Annotated in this window: 19 protein-coding genes; 18 read left to right on the top strand and 1 reads right to left on the bottom strand. The window is 24.5% G+C overall.

Annotation, left to right across the window (positions count from 1 at the left end; translation table 11 throughout):
* Positions 1–158 precede the first annotated feature (158 nt).
* The gene (locus KQI36_RS10775) at positions 159–1,025 is read left to right on the top strand and encodes a hypothetical protein (protein WP_216450922.1); all 867 of its coding nucleotides are present in this window, start codon (positions 159–161) and stop codon (positions 1,023–1,025) included.
* 123 nt (positions 1,026–1,148) lie between these two features.
* Here KQI36_RS10775 and KQI36_RS10770 read toward each other — a convergent pair whose 3' ends face one another.
* Positions 1,149–2,405, bottom strand: coding sequence for a D-alanyl-D-alanine carboxypeptidase family protein (locus KQI36_RS10770; protein ID WP_216450868.1), 1,257 nt, complete (start codon positions 2,403–2,405; stop codon positions 1,149–1,151).
* A gap of 271 nt (positions 2,406–2,676) precedes the next feature.
* Between KQI36_RS10770 and KQI36_RS10765 the strand changes: the two genes are divergently transcribed.
* The 17 genes from KQI36_RS10765 to KQI36_RS10685 all read left to right on the top strand — a co-directional run bounded on the left by KQI36_RS10765 (position 2,677) and on the right by KQI36_RS10685 (position 20,856).
* Complete coding sequence (locus KQI36_RS10765; RefSeq protein ID WP_216450867.1) at positions 2,677–3,471, top strand: SDR family NAD(P)-dependent oxidoreductase; 795 nt, start codon at positions 2,677–2,679, stop codon at positions 3,469–3,471.
* Between the two features lie 88 nt (positions 3,472–3,559).
* Positions 3,560–4,432 carry an SDR family oxidoreductase gene (locus KQI36_RS10760; RefSeq protein WP_216450866.1) on the top strand — a complete coding sequence of 291 codons (873 nt, stop codon included), beginning with the start codon at positions 3,560–3,562 and terminating at the stop codon, positions 4,430–4,432.
* Between the two features lie 54 nt (positions 4,433–4,486).
* Positions 4,487–5,098 (top strand): DNA-3-methyladenine glycosylase, encoded by a 612-nt coding sequence (locus tag KQI36_RS10755; RefSeq protein WP_216450865.1) that lies wholly within the window; start codon positions 4,487–4,489, stop codon positions 5,096–5,098.
* Between the two features lie 81 nt (positions 5,099–5,179).
* Complete coding sequence (locus KQI36_RS10750) at positions 5,180–6,094, top strand: hypothetical protein (protein WP_216450864.1); 915 nt, start codon at positions 5,180–5,182, stop codon at positions 6,092–6,094.
* Between the two features lie 241 nt (positions 6,095–6,335).
* Positions 6,336–8,063 carry a tetratricopeptide repeat protein gene (locus KQI36_RS10745; RefSeq protein WP_216450863.1) on the top strand — a complete coding sequence of 576 codons (1,728 nt, stop codon included), beginning with the start codon at positions 6,336–6,338 and terminating at the stop codon, positions 8,061–8,063.
* Positions 8,064–8,347: 284 nt separating this feature from the next.
* Entirely contained in the window at positions 8,348–9,559 is a 1,212-nt protein-coding gene (locus tag KQI36_RS10740; RefSeq protein ID WP_216450862.1) for an amidohydrolase family protein, read from the top strand.
* 41 nt (positions 9,560–9,600) lie between these two features.
* Complete coding sequence (locus KQI36_RS10735; protein ID WP_216450861.1) at positions 9,601–10,677, top strand: 4Fe-4S binding protein; 1,077 nt, start codon at positions 9,601–9,603, stop codon at positions 10,675–10,677.
* Positions 10,678–10,758: 81 nt separating this feature from the next.
* Complete coding sequence (locus tag KQI36_RS10730; RefSeq protein WP_199869353.1) at positions 10,759–11,037, top strand: hypothetical protein; 279 nt, start codon at positions 10,759–10,761, stop codon at positions 11,035–11,037.
* A gap of 176 nt (positions 11,038–11,213) precedes the next feature.
* Positions 11,214–11,729 (top strand): ECF transporter S component, encoded by a 516-nt coding sequence (locus tag KQI36_RS10725; RefSeq protein ID WP_216450860.1) that lies wholly within the window; start codon positions 11,214–11,216, stop codon positions 11,727–11,729.
* A 199-nt stretch (positions 11,730–11,928) separates the two neighbouring features.
* Positions 11,929–13,593 (top strand): ABC transporter ATP-binding protein, encoded by a 1,665-nt coding sequence (locus KQI36_RS10720; RefSeq protein WP_216450859.1) that lies wholly within the window; start codon positions 11,929–11,931, stop codon positions 13,591–13,593.
* 71 nt (positions 13,594–13,664) lie between these two features.
* Positions 13,665–15,722, top strand: a complete 2,058-nt coding sequence (locus tag KQI36_RS10715) for a radical SAM peptide maturase, CXXX-repeat target family (protein WP_216450858.1) — start codon at positions 13,665–13,667, stop codon at positions 15,720–15,722.
* Between the two features lie 20 nt (positions 15,723–15,742).
* Positions 15,743–16,027, top strand: a complete 285-nt coding sequence (locus KQI36_RS10710) for a CXXX repeat peptide modification system protein (RefSeq protein WP_216450857.1) — start codon at positions 15,743–15,745, stop codon at positions 16,025–16,027.
* Between the two features lie 43 nt (positions 16,028–16,070).
* Positions 16,071–16,250 carry a hypothetical protein gene (locus tag KQI36_RS10705; protein ID WP_010297061.1) on the top strand — a complete coding sequence of 60 codons (180 nt, stop codon included), beginning with the start codon at positions 16,071–16,073 and terminating at the stop codon, positions 16,248–16,250.
* 322 nt (positions 16,251–16,572) lie between these two features.
* Positions 16,573–17,484: an ABC transporter ATP-binding protein gene (locus KQI36_RS10700; RefSeq protein WP_216450856.1), complete on the top strand. Its 912-nt coding sequence runs from the start codon at positions 16,573–16,575 to the stop codon at positions 17,482–17,484.
* Positions 17,485–18,657: an ABC transporter permease subunit gene (locus KQI36_RS10695; RefSeq protein ID WP_216450855.1), complete on the top strand. Its 1,173-nt coding sequence runs from the start codon at positions 17,485–17,487 to the stop codon at positions 18,655–18,657.
* 14 nt (positions 18,658–18,671) lie between these two features.
* Positions 18,672–19,904 (top strand): ABC transporter permease subunit, encoded by a 1,233-nt coding sequence (locus tag KQI36_RS10690; protein ID WP_216450854.1) that lies wholly within the window; start codon positions 18,672–18,674, stop codon positions 19,902–19,904.
* Positions 19,905–20,100: 196 nt separating this feature from the next.
* Complete coding sequence (locus KQI36_RS10685) at positions 20,101–20,856, top strand: exodeoxyribonuclease III (protein WP_216450853.1); 756 nt, start codon at positions 20,101–20,103, stop codon at positions 20,854–20,856.
* The last annotated feature ends 53 nt before the right edge of the window (positions 20,857–20,909 follow it).

The raw sequence follows: 20,909 nt of genomic DNA, 5'->3' as shown, positions 1-20,909 counted from the left end.
AAAGTATTAATTTATATCCATAATTTATAAAAAATAATTACAGAAATTTATAAATTAATGAATAAATTAGAACTTTTTATACAAAATAATTTATGAAAAAGATTAATTTGATAAAAACTATTAAATTTAGATTAAAAGGAGTTTTTGATGTGTCGAGAATGATTTTTGGTTCTAAGGGAAAAAAGATAAGAAATAAAAGAAATAGGAAAATTTTAGCTAGTATAGCTTTAGGGTTATTAACAATAATTTGCATGTCTGATTCTAGGAATAGCCTTCAGAAAGATACAGTGGTAGCTAAAAATGATACTAAAACTTTGAGTTTATCAGGATTTAACAATAAAGAAAATCTTAAAACTGTAAAAAATAATGATGAAATAAATATAGCCTTAAATGACTTAGAAAAAGATGACTCTAAGCTTTCTAGAGGTGGAGATATAGATGAAAAAGCAATTTCTAAAGAAAAATCTTTAGATGATAATAGTGATATAGTTAGAGGGGTTGCAGTAAGCTCCCAAAAGGAAATTGTTAAATCAGCTAAGCCACAGATTGAAAATTTAGATTGGTTTAGTAAGGCTCAATATGTTTATCCAATAGGTGCCATTGCTGAAGTTGAAGATGTTTATACTGGTAAAACATTTAAATTAAAACGTACTTTTGGAACAAATCATGCAGATGTTGAAGCATTGACAAAAGAAGATAGTGATGTTATAAAAAATGTATGGGGTGGAAATTACTCTTGGGAAAGAAGACCGGTTATAGTTTCTGTAAGTGGTAAAAGAATAGCAGCATCTATGGCAGCGATGCCTCATGCAGGAAATGATGCTTATCCAGCTTTAGCTGAAGCACCGGATTTATCAGGAGGATACGGAACTGGTCAGAATTTAGATGTAGTTAAAAATAATGGAATGGATGGTGTATGTGATTTACACTTTTTAAATAGTATGAGACATAGTGATGGATCAATCACAGAAGGCGTAGATGAAGAACATCAAAGATGTGTATCTATAGCTGCAAGTAAAAAATAATTAATAAATATACATATAAAAAAAGTGATATAGTTGTACTGTATCACTTTTTTATATATAGTTTGCTTTATTGAAAACAGCACTGATTTTTAATCAGTGCTATTCAAATATAATATACTATTTTTATCTATAAAATCTAACAGATCTTCTTTTACGATCTTTTCTTTTATTTATAAATTTTAATATAATAACAATTAGAGCTGTTATTATAGCAAGTACCACTATGTATATTAGTATGTTTTGTTTAACTAAATCCATCTTTGATATTGTTGGATATAAATCATATTGATTTGTAGTATCTTTAATTTTTACAGTAACTTTACCTATAGGCTTATTTTTATTTAATTTCCAAGCGCTACCATCATTAAGTTCATATTTAATTTCAGGTTCTAATGATGTTTCATAAGCTAATACATCTTCTTTTACTGTAACTGGAACTCTTATAGTTCTCTCCGGCCCTAATAAAGGAAAAACCTTATACTTTAAAGTTTTACTCTCAAGTTCAGTATCCTTTGCTAGTAGTGACTTTTTCTCTGCATTATAGCTATAATCAGCTAATTTGGCAACATCTTCGAAGACTTTGCTATCTTCTGGAAGATTATATTCAGAGTTAAGAACTACTGTTGCAATTTTACGACCATCTCTTTCATATACTGCAGCTAAGCATCTACCAGCTTTTTCAGTATATCCAGTTTTACCACCTATATTTCCATTTTCACCAAGAATTTTATTTCTATTTTCAACTTTAGCAGTTGGTCCATTTGTAGATTTTACTTCAGATTCTTTTTTACCTAATATGGAACTTGTCCATTCGTTGTCCATAACAGCTTTTAAAAGTATTGATAAATCATAAGATGTTGTTAAATGATCATTTATGTTATCATCTAATCCATTAGGTGTTACAAAATGAGTATTTGTCATTTTCAACTCTTTAGCTTTATCATTCATCATCTTAACGAAATTATCTACAGTCCCACCAATGTTTTTAGCAATCATATAAGCTATGTCATTTCCAGAATATAAAAGTAAAATATCCATTGCATTAGCAGCGGTAAAAGTATCTCCAGGAGTAACTGGATGAACATTTAATCCGTATGAAAAAGGTGCTTCATTTAATGCCTCTTTAGGATAAGTAAGTAAATCATTTTTCTGCTTATTCTCTGCTAATAATAATGCAGTCATAAGTTTAGTTACACTAGCTGGAAACATTTGATTATCTATATTTTTAGCGTATATGATATCATTAGTTTCTAAGTCAACAGAAATAGCAGAAGTACCTATTAAATTTAATTCTTCAGATGCTTCTTTTGCTAAAACTGTTGTTGAAAAAATGGAAGTAAATATCAAAGTGGATGCAATGATTTTTTTAAGCTTCTTCAACGTTCTCTTCTCCTTCACTATTTTAAATTTCTACATAAGTATAGCATTTAAACTAATATTCAACAAGTTGTATAAGTAAACTTTATCTTTTATTAAAGGCAATTTCTGTTATAAATTTAAATATAACTTTAAATTTTAAAGCTATATTTTAGATATTAATTTATTTTCAATATAATTTTATGTTTATAGAAATATATTGAAAATAGCATTGTGATTTTGTAATAATAATATTAAAGGATTAAAAAAGAGTAAATTTATAGAAGGTGATTTTATGAAAAGTATAGTTCTGATTACTGGAGCTACTAGTGGAATTGGGATGGAGTTTGCTAAAATTTTTGCAAAAGAAGGATATAATCTATTTTTAGTTGGTAGGAATGAAAAAGTGCTTTCAAACTTAAAAAAGAGTTTAATAAAAGATTTTAATATAAATGTAGATGGTTTAATTGTAGATTTAAGCAAAAGAATAGAAATTGAAAATCTATACAATTATATAATTAAAAATAACTATACAGTAGAAATTTTGATAAATAACGCTGGTCTTGGATATAATGGAGAATTTAATGATATCAGTATAGATAAACATCTTCAAGTTATAGACGTAAATATAAGAGGATTAACTATATTAACCAGCTTCATTATTAAAGATATGAAAATAAGAGGAGAAGGTAAAATTTTAAATGTAGCTTCTACTGGTGCATATCAGCCGGGATCCTTTATAGCTACATATTATGCATCTAAAGCATATGTATTATCTTTTTCTTATGCACTAAAAGAAGAATTAAAACCATATAAAATAACAGTTACGGCTCTATGTCCTGGTGCTACAAAGACTAATTTTTCTAAAAGAGCAGGGAAATCAGATTTAAGTATAGCAATGAATCCATATGATGTAGCATATAAAGGATATAAAGGTTTAATGAAAGGAAAAGGGAATGTAATCCCTGGGGCAATGAATAAAATTGCAGTGTTTTTATCCAAAATGTCTCCTAATATAGTAAATAGCAAAGTAGTTGCAAACATTCAGTATAAGGCTTATAAAAATTATATAGATAAAAAAGATAATTAACAACTATGGCTATATAAAACTAGTAAATGGTTAATACTTATAATAGCAAAATTTAAAAGCTTTAATAATTTTAAAAGGAAGTGTTATTATGAGTTTAGATAAAAATTTTTCCATGTGCTTTCCACCACAACATCAAAAAATTCAACCAGGTAAAGAGTGTGAGATGATTCCATTACCAATATTTCAGCTAGATGAATATAGTTTTTGTGGAAATAGATTAAAAAATAAAGTAGCAATAATAACTGGAGGAGATAGTGGAATTGGTAGAGCTGTTTCAATAGCTTATGCTATGGAAGGGGCTAAAGTTGTTATAGTTTATTTAAATGAGGAAAAAGATGCAAATTTCACAAAGAAAATTATTACAGAAAATAATGGTGAATGTCTTCTTATAAATGGAGATATTGGTGATGAAGAATTTTCTAATGAAGTAGTAAAAAAAACTATGGATAAATTTTCAAAAATAGATATACTAGTCAATAATGCAGCTGAACAACATGTTTGTAAAAATTTAGAAGATATAACAAAGGAACAATTCGAAAGAACTTTTAAAACTAATATGTTTGGTGCATTTTATTTAACTAAAGAAGCTGTAAAACATATGAAAAGTGGTTCAGTTATAATAAATACAACATCAGTTGTTGCATATCATGGACATGAAACTTTAATAGATTATTCTTGCACTAAAGGAGCACTTACATCTTTTACTCGTTCTTTGGCATTAAATTTAGCTAAAAAGGGAATAAGAGTAAACGCTGTAGCACCAGGACCAATTTGGACTCCACTTATACCAGCATCCTTTGATGAACAAAAAGTTTCTAAGTTTGGTAGTCAAACAGCATTGAAAAGGGCAGGTCAACCGGTAGAACTTGCAGAATCATATGTATTTTTAGCTTCAAAAGGTGCTTCCTATATAACTGGAGAAACAATACATGTAAATGGTGGTGAAATAGTAAATAGCTAAAAATATAAAATAAATAACATTGATTATATTTATAATTAAGTTAGGGGGGATTTTATGAAATTAGGAAAAGATTTTTTTAATAGAGATGCTAGAGTAGTAGCAGAGGAGCTTTTAGGAAAAATTTTAGTTTCCAATTATAATGGTAAAATCTTAAAAGGAAAAATAGTAGAAACAGAAGCATATATAGGTGAAATAGATAAAGCATCTCATGCTTATGGCAGAAAAAGAACTAAAAGGACTGAGCCACTATATGGCGAGCCATGCACTGCATATGTATATTTTATATATGGTATGTATTATTGTTTTAATATAATAACCAATAAAAAAGATGTTCCAGAAGGGGTACTTATAAGAGCCATAGAACCTATAGAAGGTATTAATATTATGTCGAACTTAAGGTTTGGAAAAGATTACTCTGACCTTAACAAAAATCAAATGAAGGTTTTAACTAATGGTCCAGCAAAACTATGTATTGCTATGAACATATCTAAAGATGATAATTATGAAGATATGAGTAAGAGTAATAAAATTTATGTGGAAAATAGCAAAATAGATAATTTTGAAATAATAAAAACTAAAAGAATAGGCATAGATTATGCAGAAGAAGCAGTAGACTTTTTATGGAGATATTACATAAAAGATAATAAATACATATCTAAAAAGTGAATCTAACTAAAGCTTTTTATATCATTTACTGTAATTAATAGTCATATATATATATTATTAAGACAAAAGGGTGAATTAATATTGAATGATTTATTGACTACAGTACCTTTGTATTTAAATGGGGGATTAATACAAGATTTATCAGGGCTTTTAATTGATGGATATATACAAACTAAAACACTTAAATGTATTACAGAAGACATGGGAAATGCAAGACTTGAAAAGTACTTAAAAGATACTAATAAAATAGAAAAAGATAAAAGTCCAATAGGCCTTGATGGTACTAACGAAGGGTTAACAAGAGGGACATTGGATGGTAGGGCAATTAATCGTGAAGAATATAGTATTAGTAAAACATATGCCACATTTTCATTTTTCAGACAAGTTAGAGAATCTATGAATGATAATAATATGTATAGTGTAATAAATAGTAAAGATATAATTTTAGGCAAAGTTAAACCTGGAAATCATGTAGAATTCTATGGGGTGGTAAGTAGTATGTCTATTCTTTCAAATATAAATGAAATGATAGATACAATAAGTTGTTACGATATAGCTTTATTAAATGGACTTTTACCAAAAGATACTTTAATAAATTATAATACTATTATAAATCAACTTAATATGATAAAAAAATATCTAACTTTAAACAATACTTTTGATATGATAATGGACTTAGGTTGTTGTAAAGCTATAATAAATGCTCATAATGATAATTTTATATCTAAAACCACTCATAGTTATGATTTTTGTAATTGTAACTGTACAGTTATGGGCAAAGTAATATGTGTTTGCAATAAAAATCAACATGTAGATTTATTAAGAAAATCATGTAATGGAGATTTTTTTAGAAAACTTATATTAAATATGAAACCTTATTTTGAAATTTTAGAAAAACAAGGAATAGTTTTACCAGAAATAATAGATGAAAAATTATGTGCTACTAAGATAAATGGTCCATGTATACAAATTATACCGATAGCTATGTATCAATAAATTTATAAAAAACATAAATAAGATTATATAAGATTTAATTACATTTATCTTATATAATCTTATTTTTTATTATTTAATAATAATTGACAAAGTTTTTACTAAGTAAGTTTACATAATTTAAATTAAGTATTTAATTTAAATTGTAAACTAAAAAATACAAAATATTATAATTAAAAGTAATATAATACTAATTTGAAAATTAAACTATAGTATATAGGAATCTATAAAAGGAGTCGCTTAATTGAAAAGATATATTAAGAATACAAAGTTAATATTTAAAAAAATAGATATGTTAATGAAAAAGATTAATATTAATAAAAAAGATGGTAATGAATTTTTAAATAAAGGGATTTTAAATTATAAAAGTAATGATTATAAAGAGGCAAAGAGATTTTTAGAAATTGCTTTAAATTTAGGGTTTTTAGATGCATCATATTATTTAGGTTTAATACATTTAGATGATAGATTTGAATATTTTAATTATGAAAAGGCAAAAGAGTATTTCTATATTTCTGCAATTAAAGGTAATAGTTCAGCACAAAATAATTTAGGTGCACTTTTTTTAAATGTATATAAAGACTATGAAAAAGCAATAAAGTGGTTTAGATTATCTGCACAAAGTGGTGAGGTAAAGGCTCAAAGCAATCTAGGACAAATTTATTATAAAGGATTAGGTGTAGAAGTTGATTATATAGAAGCGGAAAAATGGTTAAAAAAAGCTAGTATAAATGGTTATAAATTTGCAGATGAATTTTTATATAATTTGTATGATGAAGATGGAAATATAATTGACATAAAAAACAAAAAATTATCTATAAAAAATGGAATAGAAAAAGGTGAATGTAAAAGCTTTTATGAAATGGGACAATTGTATGCAAATGGATTGGGCGTTTCAAAAGATTATGAAAAAGCAGTAGAATATTTTCATAAAGCAGCAGAATTAGGTTATGAAGATGCTTATGACATGTTAGGTTCTATATACTGGGTTGGGCTTGATAATATAGATAGAGATTATAAAAAATCTAGATATTGGTATGAAAAAGCAGCAGCGCTTGGAAATCCAAAGGCAAAATTAAATTTAGGAGTTATGTATAGCAAAGGGTTATCTGTTAAAAAAGATTATGAAAAAGCATTTAATTTTTATCTTAGTGCTGCAAAAGATGGAAAAATGGAAGCACAATTTAATGTGGCATGTAATTTTCAAGATGGAAAAGGCGTAGAGAAGAATGACAAAGAAGCTGTAAAGTGGTTTTTAAAGGCTGCTGAATCTGGTGACAAAGATGCTAAATATGAATTAGGATTGTGCTATAAATATGGAAAAGGTGTAGAAAAAAATTTAAATATGGCAACTAATTATTTTATTGATAGCTTTGAAAATGGCTGTAAATTATCAGAAAATCATTTAAAAGATATAAGAAAAATAGAGAAGTTAAGTAACAACATAATTTTTACACCCAAATTTTATAAAAATTATATTGTTAAAGATGAATATAAAATTGAAATACCAATAGAATGGGATATTGATATTATATATAATGACGATGAAAAAAAGGATTTAAGAATAATTGGTAAAAATGATAAATATAAAATTAATGATATAAAATTATGGATTACTTTTGTTGAATTTCCATACTCTAATAAATTAGAGTTAGCAAAATATATGAAAGATATGGGAGTAGATAATATAAAAAAATTTAAAATAAATGATAACGATGCATTATCATTTACAAAGGAAAATACTATAGGAAAGACAAGAGAAATATATATTATAAGAGGAGAAAACAGTATATATTTTTTAAAAATATCCTTAGATTCATATATTAAGGATGAATATAGACAAGTAATAAATCATATATTGAATAGTTTTAAAATACTTAATATAAAAAGACATGTTTATGATAAACAATTAGTAAATGAAATGACTAAAAAAGCTATAAATTTATTTAATATAATAAATAATGATGATTAATATAGGGAAACAAGCTCCAATTTAAATTTATTCAATAACCTTAAAATATTTTATACAAGATGCAGTATTGAATTCTAATTGATTCGGAGCATGTCTCACTATTTTAGGCATCCAAACTTTGAAATGGATAATTTAAAAAGTTAACTTATAGCTATATATAAGAAAAAGTTTAAATTTTACTTATTAAATTTAAAGTTAATTAAATATTAATTAATACTCAGTCATATAAATAGAAATGTAAAATTAAAATAGGATATGTAAAACTTTTATTGAGGTGAATTGAAATGAAAGCAATTATTAATGCTAAAATATATGATTTTAATAACTTTATAGAAAATGGATATGTTATTTTTGATGACAAAATAATTGAAGTTGGGAATATGACTAATTTTAATAGAGATGATATAGAAATTATAGATTGTAAAAATTCTATAATAATGCCTGGATTGGTAAATGGACATACACATATTTTACCAGAAATTTCAAAAGAACTAAGCATATGGAATGAATTTAAAAATAAAGGTTGTTATTATAATGGATTAATGTTTGGAATTGAGTGTATAAAAAATGGTGTTACAACAATTATAGATCACAGTAGTGAGGAATATAATTGTTTAGGAACATTAAATGAATTAAAAAAAGCTATATGTGATAGTTTGTCATTAAGAGGTATATTCTCTTTTAGTACTAGTGAAGATTTAAATATTGATAACTGTATAAAAGAAAATATAGATTTTTTAACTAATTCTAGTGAAAACTATACTGGATTGTTTGGATTAAATTCATCTATGAAGCTAAGTGATGAAACTTTGAAAAAGATTGAGAGCTATAAAAACCATACACCTATCCATATTCATATAGCTGAAACTATAGATGATGTAGCAGATTGTATGTCTAAATATGAAAAAAGAATAATTGAGCGATTAAATGATTGGGATTTACTAACAGATAATTCATTACTTGCTCATTGTGTATATGTTAGCGATAGAGAAGCTCAATTATTAAATGAAAAAAATATATATGTAGCAGTAACTCCAACATCTAATATGAACAAAGGATTAGCATCTTTTAATTATTCTATGTTTGAAAAATATAATATTCCTTGCATAATTGGAACAGATGGATTAAGTGCTAACATTACAAGAGACTTTTCAAATCTAGTTTATACTATGAGAAGCAAATATAATAATTCTAATAGTTTTACATTAAATGATTTAGTAAAAGTTATAAAAAATAATTATGAATATGCAAATAAAATACTTAATATAAAAATAGGTAAAATAGAAAAAAATTATAAGAGTGATTTAATTATAATTCCTTATAAAGAAATAGTACCATTAGATGAAGAAAATATTTTAAATTATATATTCTATGCAGTATTTGATAGTTTTTCTCCAAAAGATGTTATATGTGATGGAAAATTTTTAATGAAAGACTATAAAGTTCTTTATGAAAATGAAAAGTTATATGAAGAACCTTTAAAGGTTAGAAGTTAAAAGAAACTTAATATAATATTTTATAAATGGAGGAGTTTTTAATGGATTTAAGTACAACTATTGGGGAATTGAAACTTAAAAATCCACTTATGCCTGCATCAGGGCCTTTAGTTAGCGATGATAATAAAATAAATATTTTAGCATCTTTTGGATTAGGTGCAATGGTTACAAAAACTATAGGTATAAAAGGAGCAATGGTACCTAAACCTTGCATATATGGAGGCAATAACAAAGTATTAAATTTAAACCTTTGGTCTGAATATCCTCATGAAAAATGGACTGAAAATTTTTTACCTAATATAAAAAGTTTTTTGAAGGAACCTCTAATAATTAGTATTGGTTATAACAAGGAAGATATTATAGTTCTAATTTCCAAACTAGATAAATATGCTGATGGTTTTGAAATTTCTTTAGATCACAACATTGATTTAAAAAAAGTTGGAGACATAGTAAAATTGGCAAGGAAAAGTACAACAAAACCTATATTTATTAAAATTAATAATTATATAAGAAATTTATTAGAGTTTGTAAAAATAATAAAAATAAATGGTGCAAATGGAATAGTAGCAGTACATTCATTAGGACCAGCTATGGTAATAGATTTAAATGAAAGAGCTGTAAAATTTGGTAATGAAAAGGGTGAAAGTTATGTTTCAGGTCCAATTGTAAAACCCTTTGCATTAGCAACAATAAATCTAATAAGAGAAAACTTCAAAGATTTTACTATAATTGGTTCAGGTGGAGTATCATCAGCAGAAGATGTAATAGAGTTTTTATTATGTGGAGCAGATGCTGTACAAATGAGTTCTTGTGCAATGATACATGGTAGAGAAATATATAAAGAAATATTAAAAGAATTACCAACGACACTTGAAAAATATGGTTTTAGTTCAATTGAAGAAGTTAAAAATACAAGGTTGAAAAAAGGAGTAAAATTTGCTTCAAGTTACCCTATGGTAAATAATAATAAATGTATTTCATGTAAGATTTGCGAAAAGGTGTGTCCTTGTTTTGCAATAACAATAAATAAATATCCTATATTTAATAAGTCTTTATGTTTTTCATGTGGTCTTTGTGAAAGTAGATGTCCTCAGAAGGCGATAACTGGGGTAATTTAAGAATTAAAATAGAAAAGTAATATTAGTTAATAATCATAAATAAAATATAAAAAACTTATATAATATAAAAGGGGGAATACTATGATATTAGAAGCAAAAATGAGAGACCTAAAGTTAAAGGGAAAAAAGTTTATAAATAATGGAGAAACTATGGGAATTATTATAAGAAGTGATAAGTCTCAAATACCTATAGCTATTAAATGTTCAGATATGGATAAATTTTTAAGCCGTTTTGGCGACTATAGTAATATAGTTTTAAATGTTGAAGGAGAGAACATAAATACTAAAATACAAAATGTTGAAAGGCATGTTACACTTCATAATCCAATTCATGTAGAATTTAAAGAAATTAGTATTTAAAAATTATTATATAGATTTTGAAAGCAGTTTTAAAATAGAGTTTAAACTTTATTGTAAAACTGCTTTTTATGTTTTAAATTTATCTAATCGAAAAATAAATATTTACAAAAAATCTATATTAATATATACTACTGTATATACAGCAGTATATATTAATATAGATGGGGGAAATAAATATGAAATTAGATGTAAAGAAAATGGTTCAAGCATCATTGCTTATGGCAATTGCTATCATAATTCCACTGGTATTTGGTTCTACTTTAAGGGTTTATATACCACCTTTTAGTGCAACATTAGCATCACATGTTCCTATGTTTTTATCTATGTTTTTAGGAACATCAGTTGCATCAATTGTGGGACTAGGCTCTTCAATAGGTTTTTTATTTGCATTTCCAGATCCTGTAGTAGCCGCACGAGCATTTATGCATGTTGCTGTAGGGTTTTTAGGTGCTAAATTAGTTGATAAAAATTATAGTTTAAAAAAAGTGGTTTTATTTACTGCACCATTACACGGTGTTTTAGAAGCGTTAATTGTAATGCCTTTTGGATTTAGTTTTAAAGATGCATTAATAATTGTAGGGGTAGGTACAATTATTCATCATATAGTAGATGGGATTATAACAATACCAGTACTTAAAGCCTTAAAACTTGAAAAAAAGGTAGAAAATAATATAAAAAAAGAAATAGCATAAGAAATAAAAAAACCTGTACTTGTTAATTATAATGAGTACAGGTTTTTGAATATTTAAAAATGAAATATAAGTAATTAATATTAACAGAATGTAAAATAAGAATTAATTTTTTCGGAAAAATAATATATTTCAATTAATGTATGTTATTATATTTTATGTAAAATAATTCAAATAAAATCTAGATAAAAAGAGGTTTAACATGAGAATAAAAAATGTAATATCTAAAAGAGATGTTAAATTAATTAAAAATACATTTAAATATTTAAAAAAATTTAAAATACATTTTTTAAGTATAATATTTTCTATGATTATTATGATATTATTAGGAATAATACAACCATTAATAGCAGGTAAAATTATTGAAAAAGTGTCATTACAACAATTTAATGATATATATTATTTTCTTATATTGGCATTATTCATACAAATTATAGAAAGTTTTATAACATCATTAAAGTCTTATTTGGAAATTACTTTAAATAATAAAATTATATTAGATGTAAAAAATGACATGTACAACAGTATACTTAATTTGTCTATGAAAGTTTTTGATAAGGTTGGTATAGGTGAATTTATATCAAGATTACAAGGTGATGTAAATATATTAGCAAATATAATTACAAATGAATTTATAAATACATTAATTAGTATAATAAGAGTACTTATATTATCTATTATTATTTTAAAAATTAATTTAAAGCTATCAATAATAATACTTATTCAATTTCCTATAAATTATATATTAATGTTAAGATTTGGCAAGGAGTTAAGAGAAAAAAATAAATCTCTAAGTAAAATTCAAGATATATATTTTAATTTTATACAACAATCGCTGTTAGGAATAAAATATATAAAAACAAATAATATAAAATATAAAAATTTTGAGAAATTTAACAATATATCTTTAATTTTAAATCAAGACAAAAATAAAATTTCAAAATTTCATAATTTTGCTTACTTTATAATAAAAATTATAAACATAAGTAATAATTTTATTTTAAATATATTTGGATTATATCTTATAATTAGAGGAAATTTAACAATTCAATATTTTGTAGCATTTACATCTTATTCCAAACAATTTTCAGAAGATTTAAACAATATCCTTCAACTTAATGCTACTATACAAAAATCTTTAGTATCTTTAGAAAGAATTTTTGACTTAATAAATAATAATGAAAATTGGGAATGTGAAAAATTTGGACAAAAAAATAAAAAAATAAAAAAAGCAAATATAATTTTTCAAAATGTTTATTTCTCTTATGATAATAAAACGTATATATTAAATGATTTTAATTGTAAAATGAAATCGAAATGTTTAAATGTAATAGTTGGGAAAAATGGTTCAGGAAAAACAACTATTATAAATTTATTATTAAAACTATATAATATTAGTTCTGGAAATATATTAATTAATAATATTAAACTAAATGAGCTAAATGAAAAATCTATTAGAAATCTAATATCAGTAGTTCATCAACAAATTTATATATTTAATTTGACAATAAAAGAAAATTTTAAATTGATTAATAAAAACATTAATGACGATAAAATAATTGAATTGTGTAATTATGTAAAATTAAATGATTATATACAAAATTTAAAAGAAGGGTATAATACAGTTATAAAAGAGAATTGTAATAATTTGTCAGGTGGACAACGCCAGAGATTAGCTTTAGCTTTATGTTTAGCAAGAAACACTCCAATTATAATTTTAGATGAGATTACATCTTCATTAGACGATGAATCTAAAATTATAATAAAGAAAATTGTTAAAAAATTAAGTTTAGATAAAACTATCATAATGATAACACATGATAAAGATCTTATTAATATATCCAATAATATTATAACAATGAATTAATATATCTAATGATAGTACAATAATCTAAAATTTATAAAAAATAAAAATATTATCTAGAAGGAGAGATTTACATGAATAATAATATCTCTATGGGAAAATTTGCAGATTCATGGGAGGGAAATGGAAGAAAAACTAAAAATATAACATTATGTGTTACAGAAGATTGTAACCTATGTTGTAAATATTGCTATATGGTTGGTAAAAATAAAAAGAAAAAAATGACATTTGATATGGCTAAAAAATGTGTGGATTATTTTTTGAATAATAGAGAACTTTTTGATGAAGAGGCAGTTGTATGGGAATTTATAGGCGGAGAACCATTATTAGAGATGGATTTAATTGATAAAATTTGTGATTATATAAAAATACAAATGTATATAAAAAAGCATCCTTGGTTTGAGGCATATAGATTTAGTTTTTCAACTAATGGCATACTTTATGATACAAAAAAAGTACAAGATTATTTAGAAAAAAACAAAAATCATGTGTCTATGGGAATAAGTATTGATGGAAATAAAAAAAAACATGATCAACAAAGAATATATCCTAATGGAAAAGGATCATATGATGATGTGAAAAGAAATATTAATTTGTGGCTTAAACAATTTCCAGGATCAAGTACAAAGGCAACATTTACGCATGAAGATATACCTTATTTAAAGGATAGTATTATAAGTTTATGGAACTTAGGTATAAAAGATGTTGCAGCTAATGTGGTTTTTGAAGATATATGGCATGATGGTGATGATATAATTTTAGAAGAACAACTTGATGAACTAGGTGAATATATATTAGAAAATGAATTATGGAAAGATTATTCTGTAAGATTTTTTGATTATTCTATAGGATTTCCACTTAAAGAAGAAGATTTAGATAGAAATTTTTGTGGGGCAGGAAAAATGATAGCTATAGATTGTGAAGGAAACTTTTTTCCTTGTATAAGATTTTTAGACTTTTCTATGAATAATAAAAAAGGTAGGAAGATAGGTGATATAAATAATGGTATAAATACAACTTTATTAAAGCCTTTTTTAACACTTAAGTCTAAATATATAAGTAATGAAGAATGTTTGAAATGTGAGGTTGCAACAGGATGCGCGTGGTGTACTGGGTTCAATTATGATAATTCTAAAAATGACAGTATTTATGATAGAGCAACTTTCAATTGTAAAATGCATAAGGCCACCGTCAAATCAAACAAAAAATTTTGGGACAAGTATGAGAAAAAAACTGGAGAAATATCATTAAGAAAATTATATCGACTTAAAGATAGCAAAAAATATTTGCAAATAATTTTAGATGATTCTATAGATGCCTTTTGTGATTATCATAACAATTTACCAAAAGGAACAAGAAATCTTATGAGTCAGGAAATGTTTGATAAAGCTACAAAAATGGCAATTAATAATGGATTTATTCCCGTATTAATGGGGAAAAATAGAGAAATCAATAGAGATTTTTTAAATAAAAATAAAATACCTTTTATACAAATTATTGATAATTATGAAAAATTAATAGAAAAAGATGATATTATTATATATAAAAATAATTTTTCAAAAGAAAATATAAAGAAAATATTTAATTGCATATATATAGTTGATAAAGAATATATAGATAATATATGTTCAAATATAGATTTTTTGAGTAATTATTCAAATAGAATAAACTTAATTATTAGGGATAAAGAATTACTTGATAAAGAAAGTTTAAGTAAATATAAAACTCAATTAAATATGATACAAGATATTATAAGTAATAAAAACGATAAAAATCTAGAAATTAATATTGCAACAGATATTTTGAATTTGAAAAAACCTTGTAGTTGTGACAGTGGTAAACATACATTTACATTAGCACCAAATGGTAAAATATATGTATGTCCTGCATTTTACTATGATGATGAAATGAATTATATAGGTAGCTTAGATGATGGAATAGAAAATATAAATAAAAAGGAGCTAAAGCTGTATGATAGCTTACATTTTCCTCAATGTGAAAAATGTGATGTATACCATTGTAAAAGATGTACTTTTAAAAATAAAAAAACAACTTATGAATGTAACACACCAAGTGATGAGCAATGTATTATTGGAAAAATGGAAAGAGAAATTGCAATGCAAAATCACTAAATTTTTGGAGGTTAAATGGAATGAAAGTAATGGGATATATAGAAACTTATGAAAAAAATAAGATTTTAGTAATTTATGAAAAAATGCTTGCTTTAAAAGAATTAAGTTATTCAGTTGAAGATTATGTTGATAATAAAGAAGAAAAAAATTCATTAATAAAATCAATAAAATTAGACTTTTTAAATGAAGAAATTAATTATGAGAAAAATTGGAACGAATTAATAAAAAAATATAATTGGAAAGTAGATTCTAGTGAAGATTTAATTTTAAATTTTAATGACAATACAGTTTTAATTAAAGAATAATATTACTTAACTTTAATTACAATTTTTGGATGGAGGTATTACTATGGAAAACTTTTTATCAAAAATAAACCAATCTGGTGCACAACCATTTGTAGCTGATTGCGTTTCTGAATGCTCAAAGAATTGTTCTGGATATTGTCAACAAAACTGTGAATTTTCATGTGTAAAATATTGTGCAAATTGTGCCAATACATGTACTGGTATATTATGGAAACAACTTTAAATTAACTATATAAAGTTATATAAATTGTAAAAGTTAAGTAATTTATTTATGTAGCATTTTAGTATGTTTTTCTAAAATGCTACATATTATGTATAATATTAGAAGTTATATAAATCACTTCTGAAAGCTTTTACAACGTACATTTGCTACTTATAATTATAGTATATCTAATATGAGAATAATAGTTTAACATATAGTAGCATAGAAATCTAAATATAATATATTATTTACAATATATTATATTGATATTTTGATATAAAATAATATATTTACATAAATATTCTATAAGTAGTTATTATGAATTAAATTTAAGGGGGATATCATGAGTTCAGTTTTGGTTTTAGATAATGTTTACAAAAAGTACGGTAAGATAGATATAATAAAAGGTGTAAGTTTTGATGTGAAAGAAGGAGAAATTTATGGTTTTTTAGGGCCTAATGGTGCAGGTAAAACTACTACTATTAGGATGGTTACAGGACTTATAAAACCAGACAAAGGGAACATTTTGATTAATGGTTTTGACATACAAAAACAATTTGTACATGCAATGGATTCTGTTGGTGCAATTGTTGAAAATCCAGATATGTATGGAGATTTCACTGGAAGACAAAATTTAAATATTTTTGCTAAGCTTTATGGAAATGTTGATAAAAAACGTATTGATGAAGTTATTGAAATAATTGGACTTAAAGATAGAATTGATGATAAAGTTAAAAAATATTCTTTAGGCATGAAGCAAAGATTAGGGCTTGGTCAAGCTTTACTTCCAAATCCTAAGCTTCTAATATTAGATGAACCTACCAATGGATTAGATCCATCAGGAATTGTTGATTTTAGAAAAATAGTAAAGGATGTTGTAAGTGAATTTAATACAGCTGTTTTGGTATCTTCTCATATTTTAGCTGAAGTAGAACAGCTTTGCAGTAAAGTTGCTTTTATAGATAAAGGAAAGATTGTTTCCATTGAAAGTATCAATAATTTAAAAAGCGATAATAAAGAGCATATAAACATAAAAGTATCTGAAATAGAAAAAGCAAAGAATATTTTAAAAGAATTAGACTTTATAGATACTATAGAAGCTAAAGATAATTTATTAGCCTTAATATGTAATAAAGATTCATTTCCAAATGTAATAAAAATTTTAACTTTAAATGATATAGATATATATGATGTTTATAAAGTTAAACAAAATCTTGAAAATAGGTTTATGGAAATTACAGAAGGAGTGAAATAATTGAAATTACTAAAAGTAGAAATTTATAAATTAGTAAAAAGTAAAAAATATATTATTTTTATACTCTCCCTAATTATTATGTTAGTTTTTAGTGGAGTAGGACTTTACAAAAATGCACAAAATGAAAAACCAGAGATAAAAATAAAAAATAATGAAAAACTTTTAGTAGATTATAGGGTAAAGGCACAAGATGAAAATTTAAGTGAAGATATGAAAAGAAATTATGAACAAAAGATAAAAGTTGTTGAAAAAGAAAATGAAGAATTAGAAGAAGAGATTAAAAATCCTAATTATAACTGGAAAATTAAGTTAGAGGAAGAAAATAAATTTTTAGAAGAAGGTATAGAGAGTGCAAAAATAGCCTTAGATTATAATCAAATTGAAGAAAATAATGGCAAAATTAAAATTAATAAATATTTGTTAGATAATAATTTAGAGCCACGAAAAAAGTATGAGGTATCTTCTTATTTAGATATGAAAGAAGTTTTAGGTTCTTTAAATGTAATATTTTTACCAATGCTTGTAGTTATTTTAGCTTATGATTCAATAAGTGGTGAGTATCAAAATTCAACTATAAAATATCTTATGGCAAAGCCTATAAAAAGAAGTAGCATAATACTCGCTAAATTTTTATCTGCATTCTTATTAGCCTCTATAAGTATATTTCTATTAGAAATTATATTTTTAATTATCATAGGAATTATATTTAACTTTGGTGATTATATGTATCCTGTAATAGTAGGAACAAGATACAACATAGATAAACTAGGAAATTTAAGTTCTATAAATAATAGCTCATATATAATTCCAATATATAAATATTTAATAAAATCATTAATGTTTCAATTTGTAGCTATACTTCCTATAATAGCATTATCATTATTAATATCAGAAGAATGCAGTACTAATGGAAGTAGTTTAATAATTAATGCAACGATAAATATTGTTGCATCAATTATAACATTTATAACTCCATTAAACTTTCTGAAAAATGTATATCCATTTTGGTTTACATCTTATAATAACAGTATTTCTATAATAGATGGTATTATAAATTTAAAATTAAGTACAACAAATATAAGCTTAAAATTAGGACTAATAGTTTGCTTGATATGGACTATTATTTTTTACTATATAGCCCATAGAAAATTTATAAAAAAAGATGTTGTATAAATGGAGGGTTATATATGATTAAGTTAATATCAATTGAGATATCTAAGCTTGTTAGACGAAAAAAGTTCTTAATAGGAGTAGTATTGCTTTTTATACTTTCAATTTTTATAACTTTTTTAGGGATAAATTTTCAAAAGAAAAATGGAAATACAGAAAGCACTATAAATTTTCAAAAAAATTATATAAAAACTTTAAAAGAAGAATGTAAAATAAATAGTGGAAATGGGGAATATAGTGATATAGATTCGGCTTATAAAATGATAATAGAAGATAGTCAAAAAGAAATAGAGCATTTAGAAAATATGCTAGATGAAAACATACCAAATAAAGACAGATTAAAGATGAAGATTGACTATTGTGAAGAACGAAAAAAAAGATATAGTTCATCATCATCTATGGTTGAATATTATAATGGTGAGATTCTTAAAAGTCAATATTATATAAATAATAGCATCTCTTATGATTTTAAAGGAGGAATAAATGCTGTAGATCAATTGATATATAATATAATACCTAAAATTGGCGAATTAGGATTGTTAATTATAATAGCAGTTATGACAGCTGATATAGTGGCTGGAGAAAATAAGCCAGCTACTATAAAATTTATGTTAGTAAAGCCAATTAAAAGGTGGAAAATAATATTTTCAAAATTTATAGCAGCAATATTATCTATAAATTTAATAATTTTAGTATTAGAGCTTTTAATGTTTATAGTAATTGGACTTATATATGGATTTGGAGATATGTCTCTTCCAAACATTGTAGGAACAACTTACGAATCTATTCCCCCATATTTAATAAGAGAATTAAAACAGATAGTTATTCCAATAGTAGGAAGTAGCTATTTAATTTCAAATGGAATGTTTTTATTACAAATATTAATACTACAATTCTTAGTTGTAACAGCAACAATAGCATTCTCATTTTTGTTTTCAACAATATGTAATGATAGTAATACAGCATTAGTACTTCCTATAATTTTTATAGTGGCTACTCAATGGATTAATATTATAAAATCTGCTCCTGATAAAGGTAATCCAGTTCCACCAGGTGTTTTAAATAAAATGCTACCATTTATATTTACATCTTACTGTGATGAATCTATTATTATAGGCAACAAAATAAATGAACTTTTGGGTATTACTTTTGTAAATTTAAACTTCTCCATAACAGTTTTATTAGGATGGATTAGTATTTGTTATATTATAAGTCATATTATTTTTATAAAAAAGGATATTACAGCGTAAAACTAATAAAAGCTCCAACTTTATAAGGAAGTTGGAGTTTTATTATAGTGTTATAAAATCATATCATTTAAATTTATACGTTTTTAAATCTATAATATGGGTTAAAATATTTTGTAGTAATTCTAAATTATAGTTATAATATGGTATAGACTTATACCATAAGTTTTAAATATATTAAATGAATGGAGCGATAATTATGACAAAGCTTATATCATGGAATGTTAACGGCCTTAGAGCTTGTGTGAAAAAGGGGTTTTTAGAGTTTTTTAAAGAAATAAATGCAGATATATTTTGTATACAAGAAAGCAAATTACAGGAAGGTCAAATAAATTTAGAGTTAGATGGTTATTATGATTACTGGAATTATGCAGAAAAAAAAGGCTATTCAGGTACAGCTATATTTACAAAAATAAAACCACTTTCTGTAAATTATGGCTTAGGTATTGAAAAGCATGACAATGAGGGAAGGGTAATAACTTTAGAATTTGAAGAATATTATGTAGTCACTGTTTATACTCCAAATTCTCAAACTGAACTTGCAAGATTAGAATATAGAATGGAATGGGAAGATGATTTTAGGTTATATTTAAAAGAATTAGAAAAAAATAAACCAGTTATTCTTTGTGGAGATTTAAATGTAGCACATAAGGAAATAGATTTGAAAAACCCTAAAACTAATAAAAAAAATGCAGGATTTACCAATGAAGAAAGAGCTAAGTTTACTGAACTTTTAGAATGTGGTTTTATAGATACATATAGATATTTTAATCCAGATAAAGAAGGAGTTTATTCATGGTGGTCCTATAGATTTAATGCAAGAAAAAATAATGCAGGATGGAGAATAGATTATTTTTGTGTATCAGAAGAGCTAGAGAAAAAATTAGAAAGAGTTAATATTCATACTGAAGTATTAGGTTCAGATCATTGTCCAGTAGAACTTGTAATAAAATAACTATAAATAAAAATATAATTTAAAGAACTTGCCTTAAAACATAGATATATTTT

Source organism: Clostridium senegalense (genome assembly GCF_018916625.1).
Lineage (GTDB): Bacteria > Bacillota > Clostridia > Clostridiales > Clostridiaceae > Clostridium_J > Clostridium_J senegalense.
This window is presented reverse-complemented; position numbering and strand designations above follow the sequence as displayed.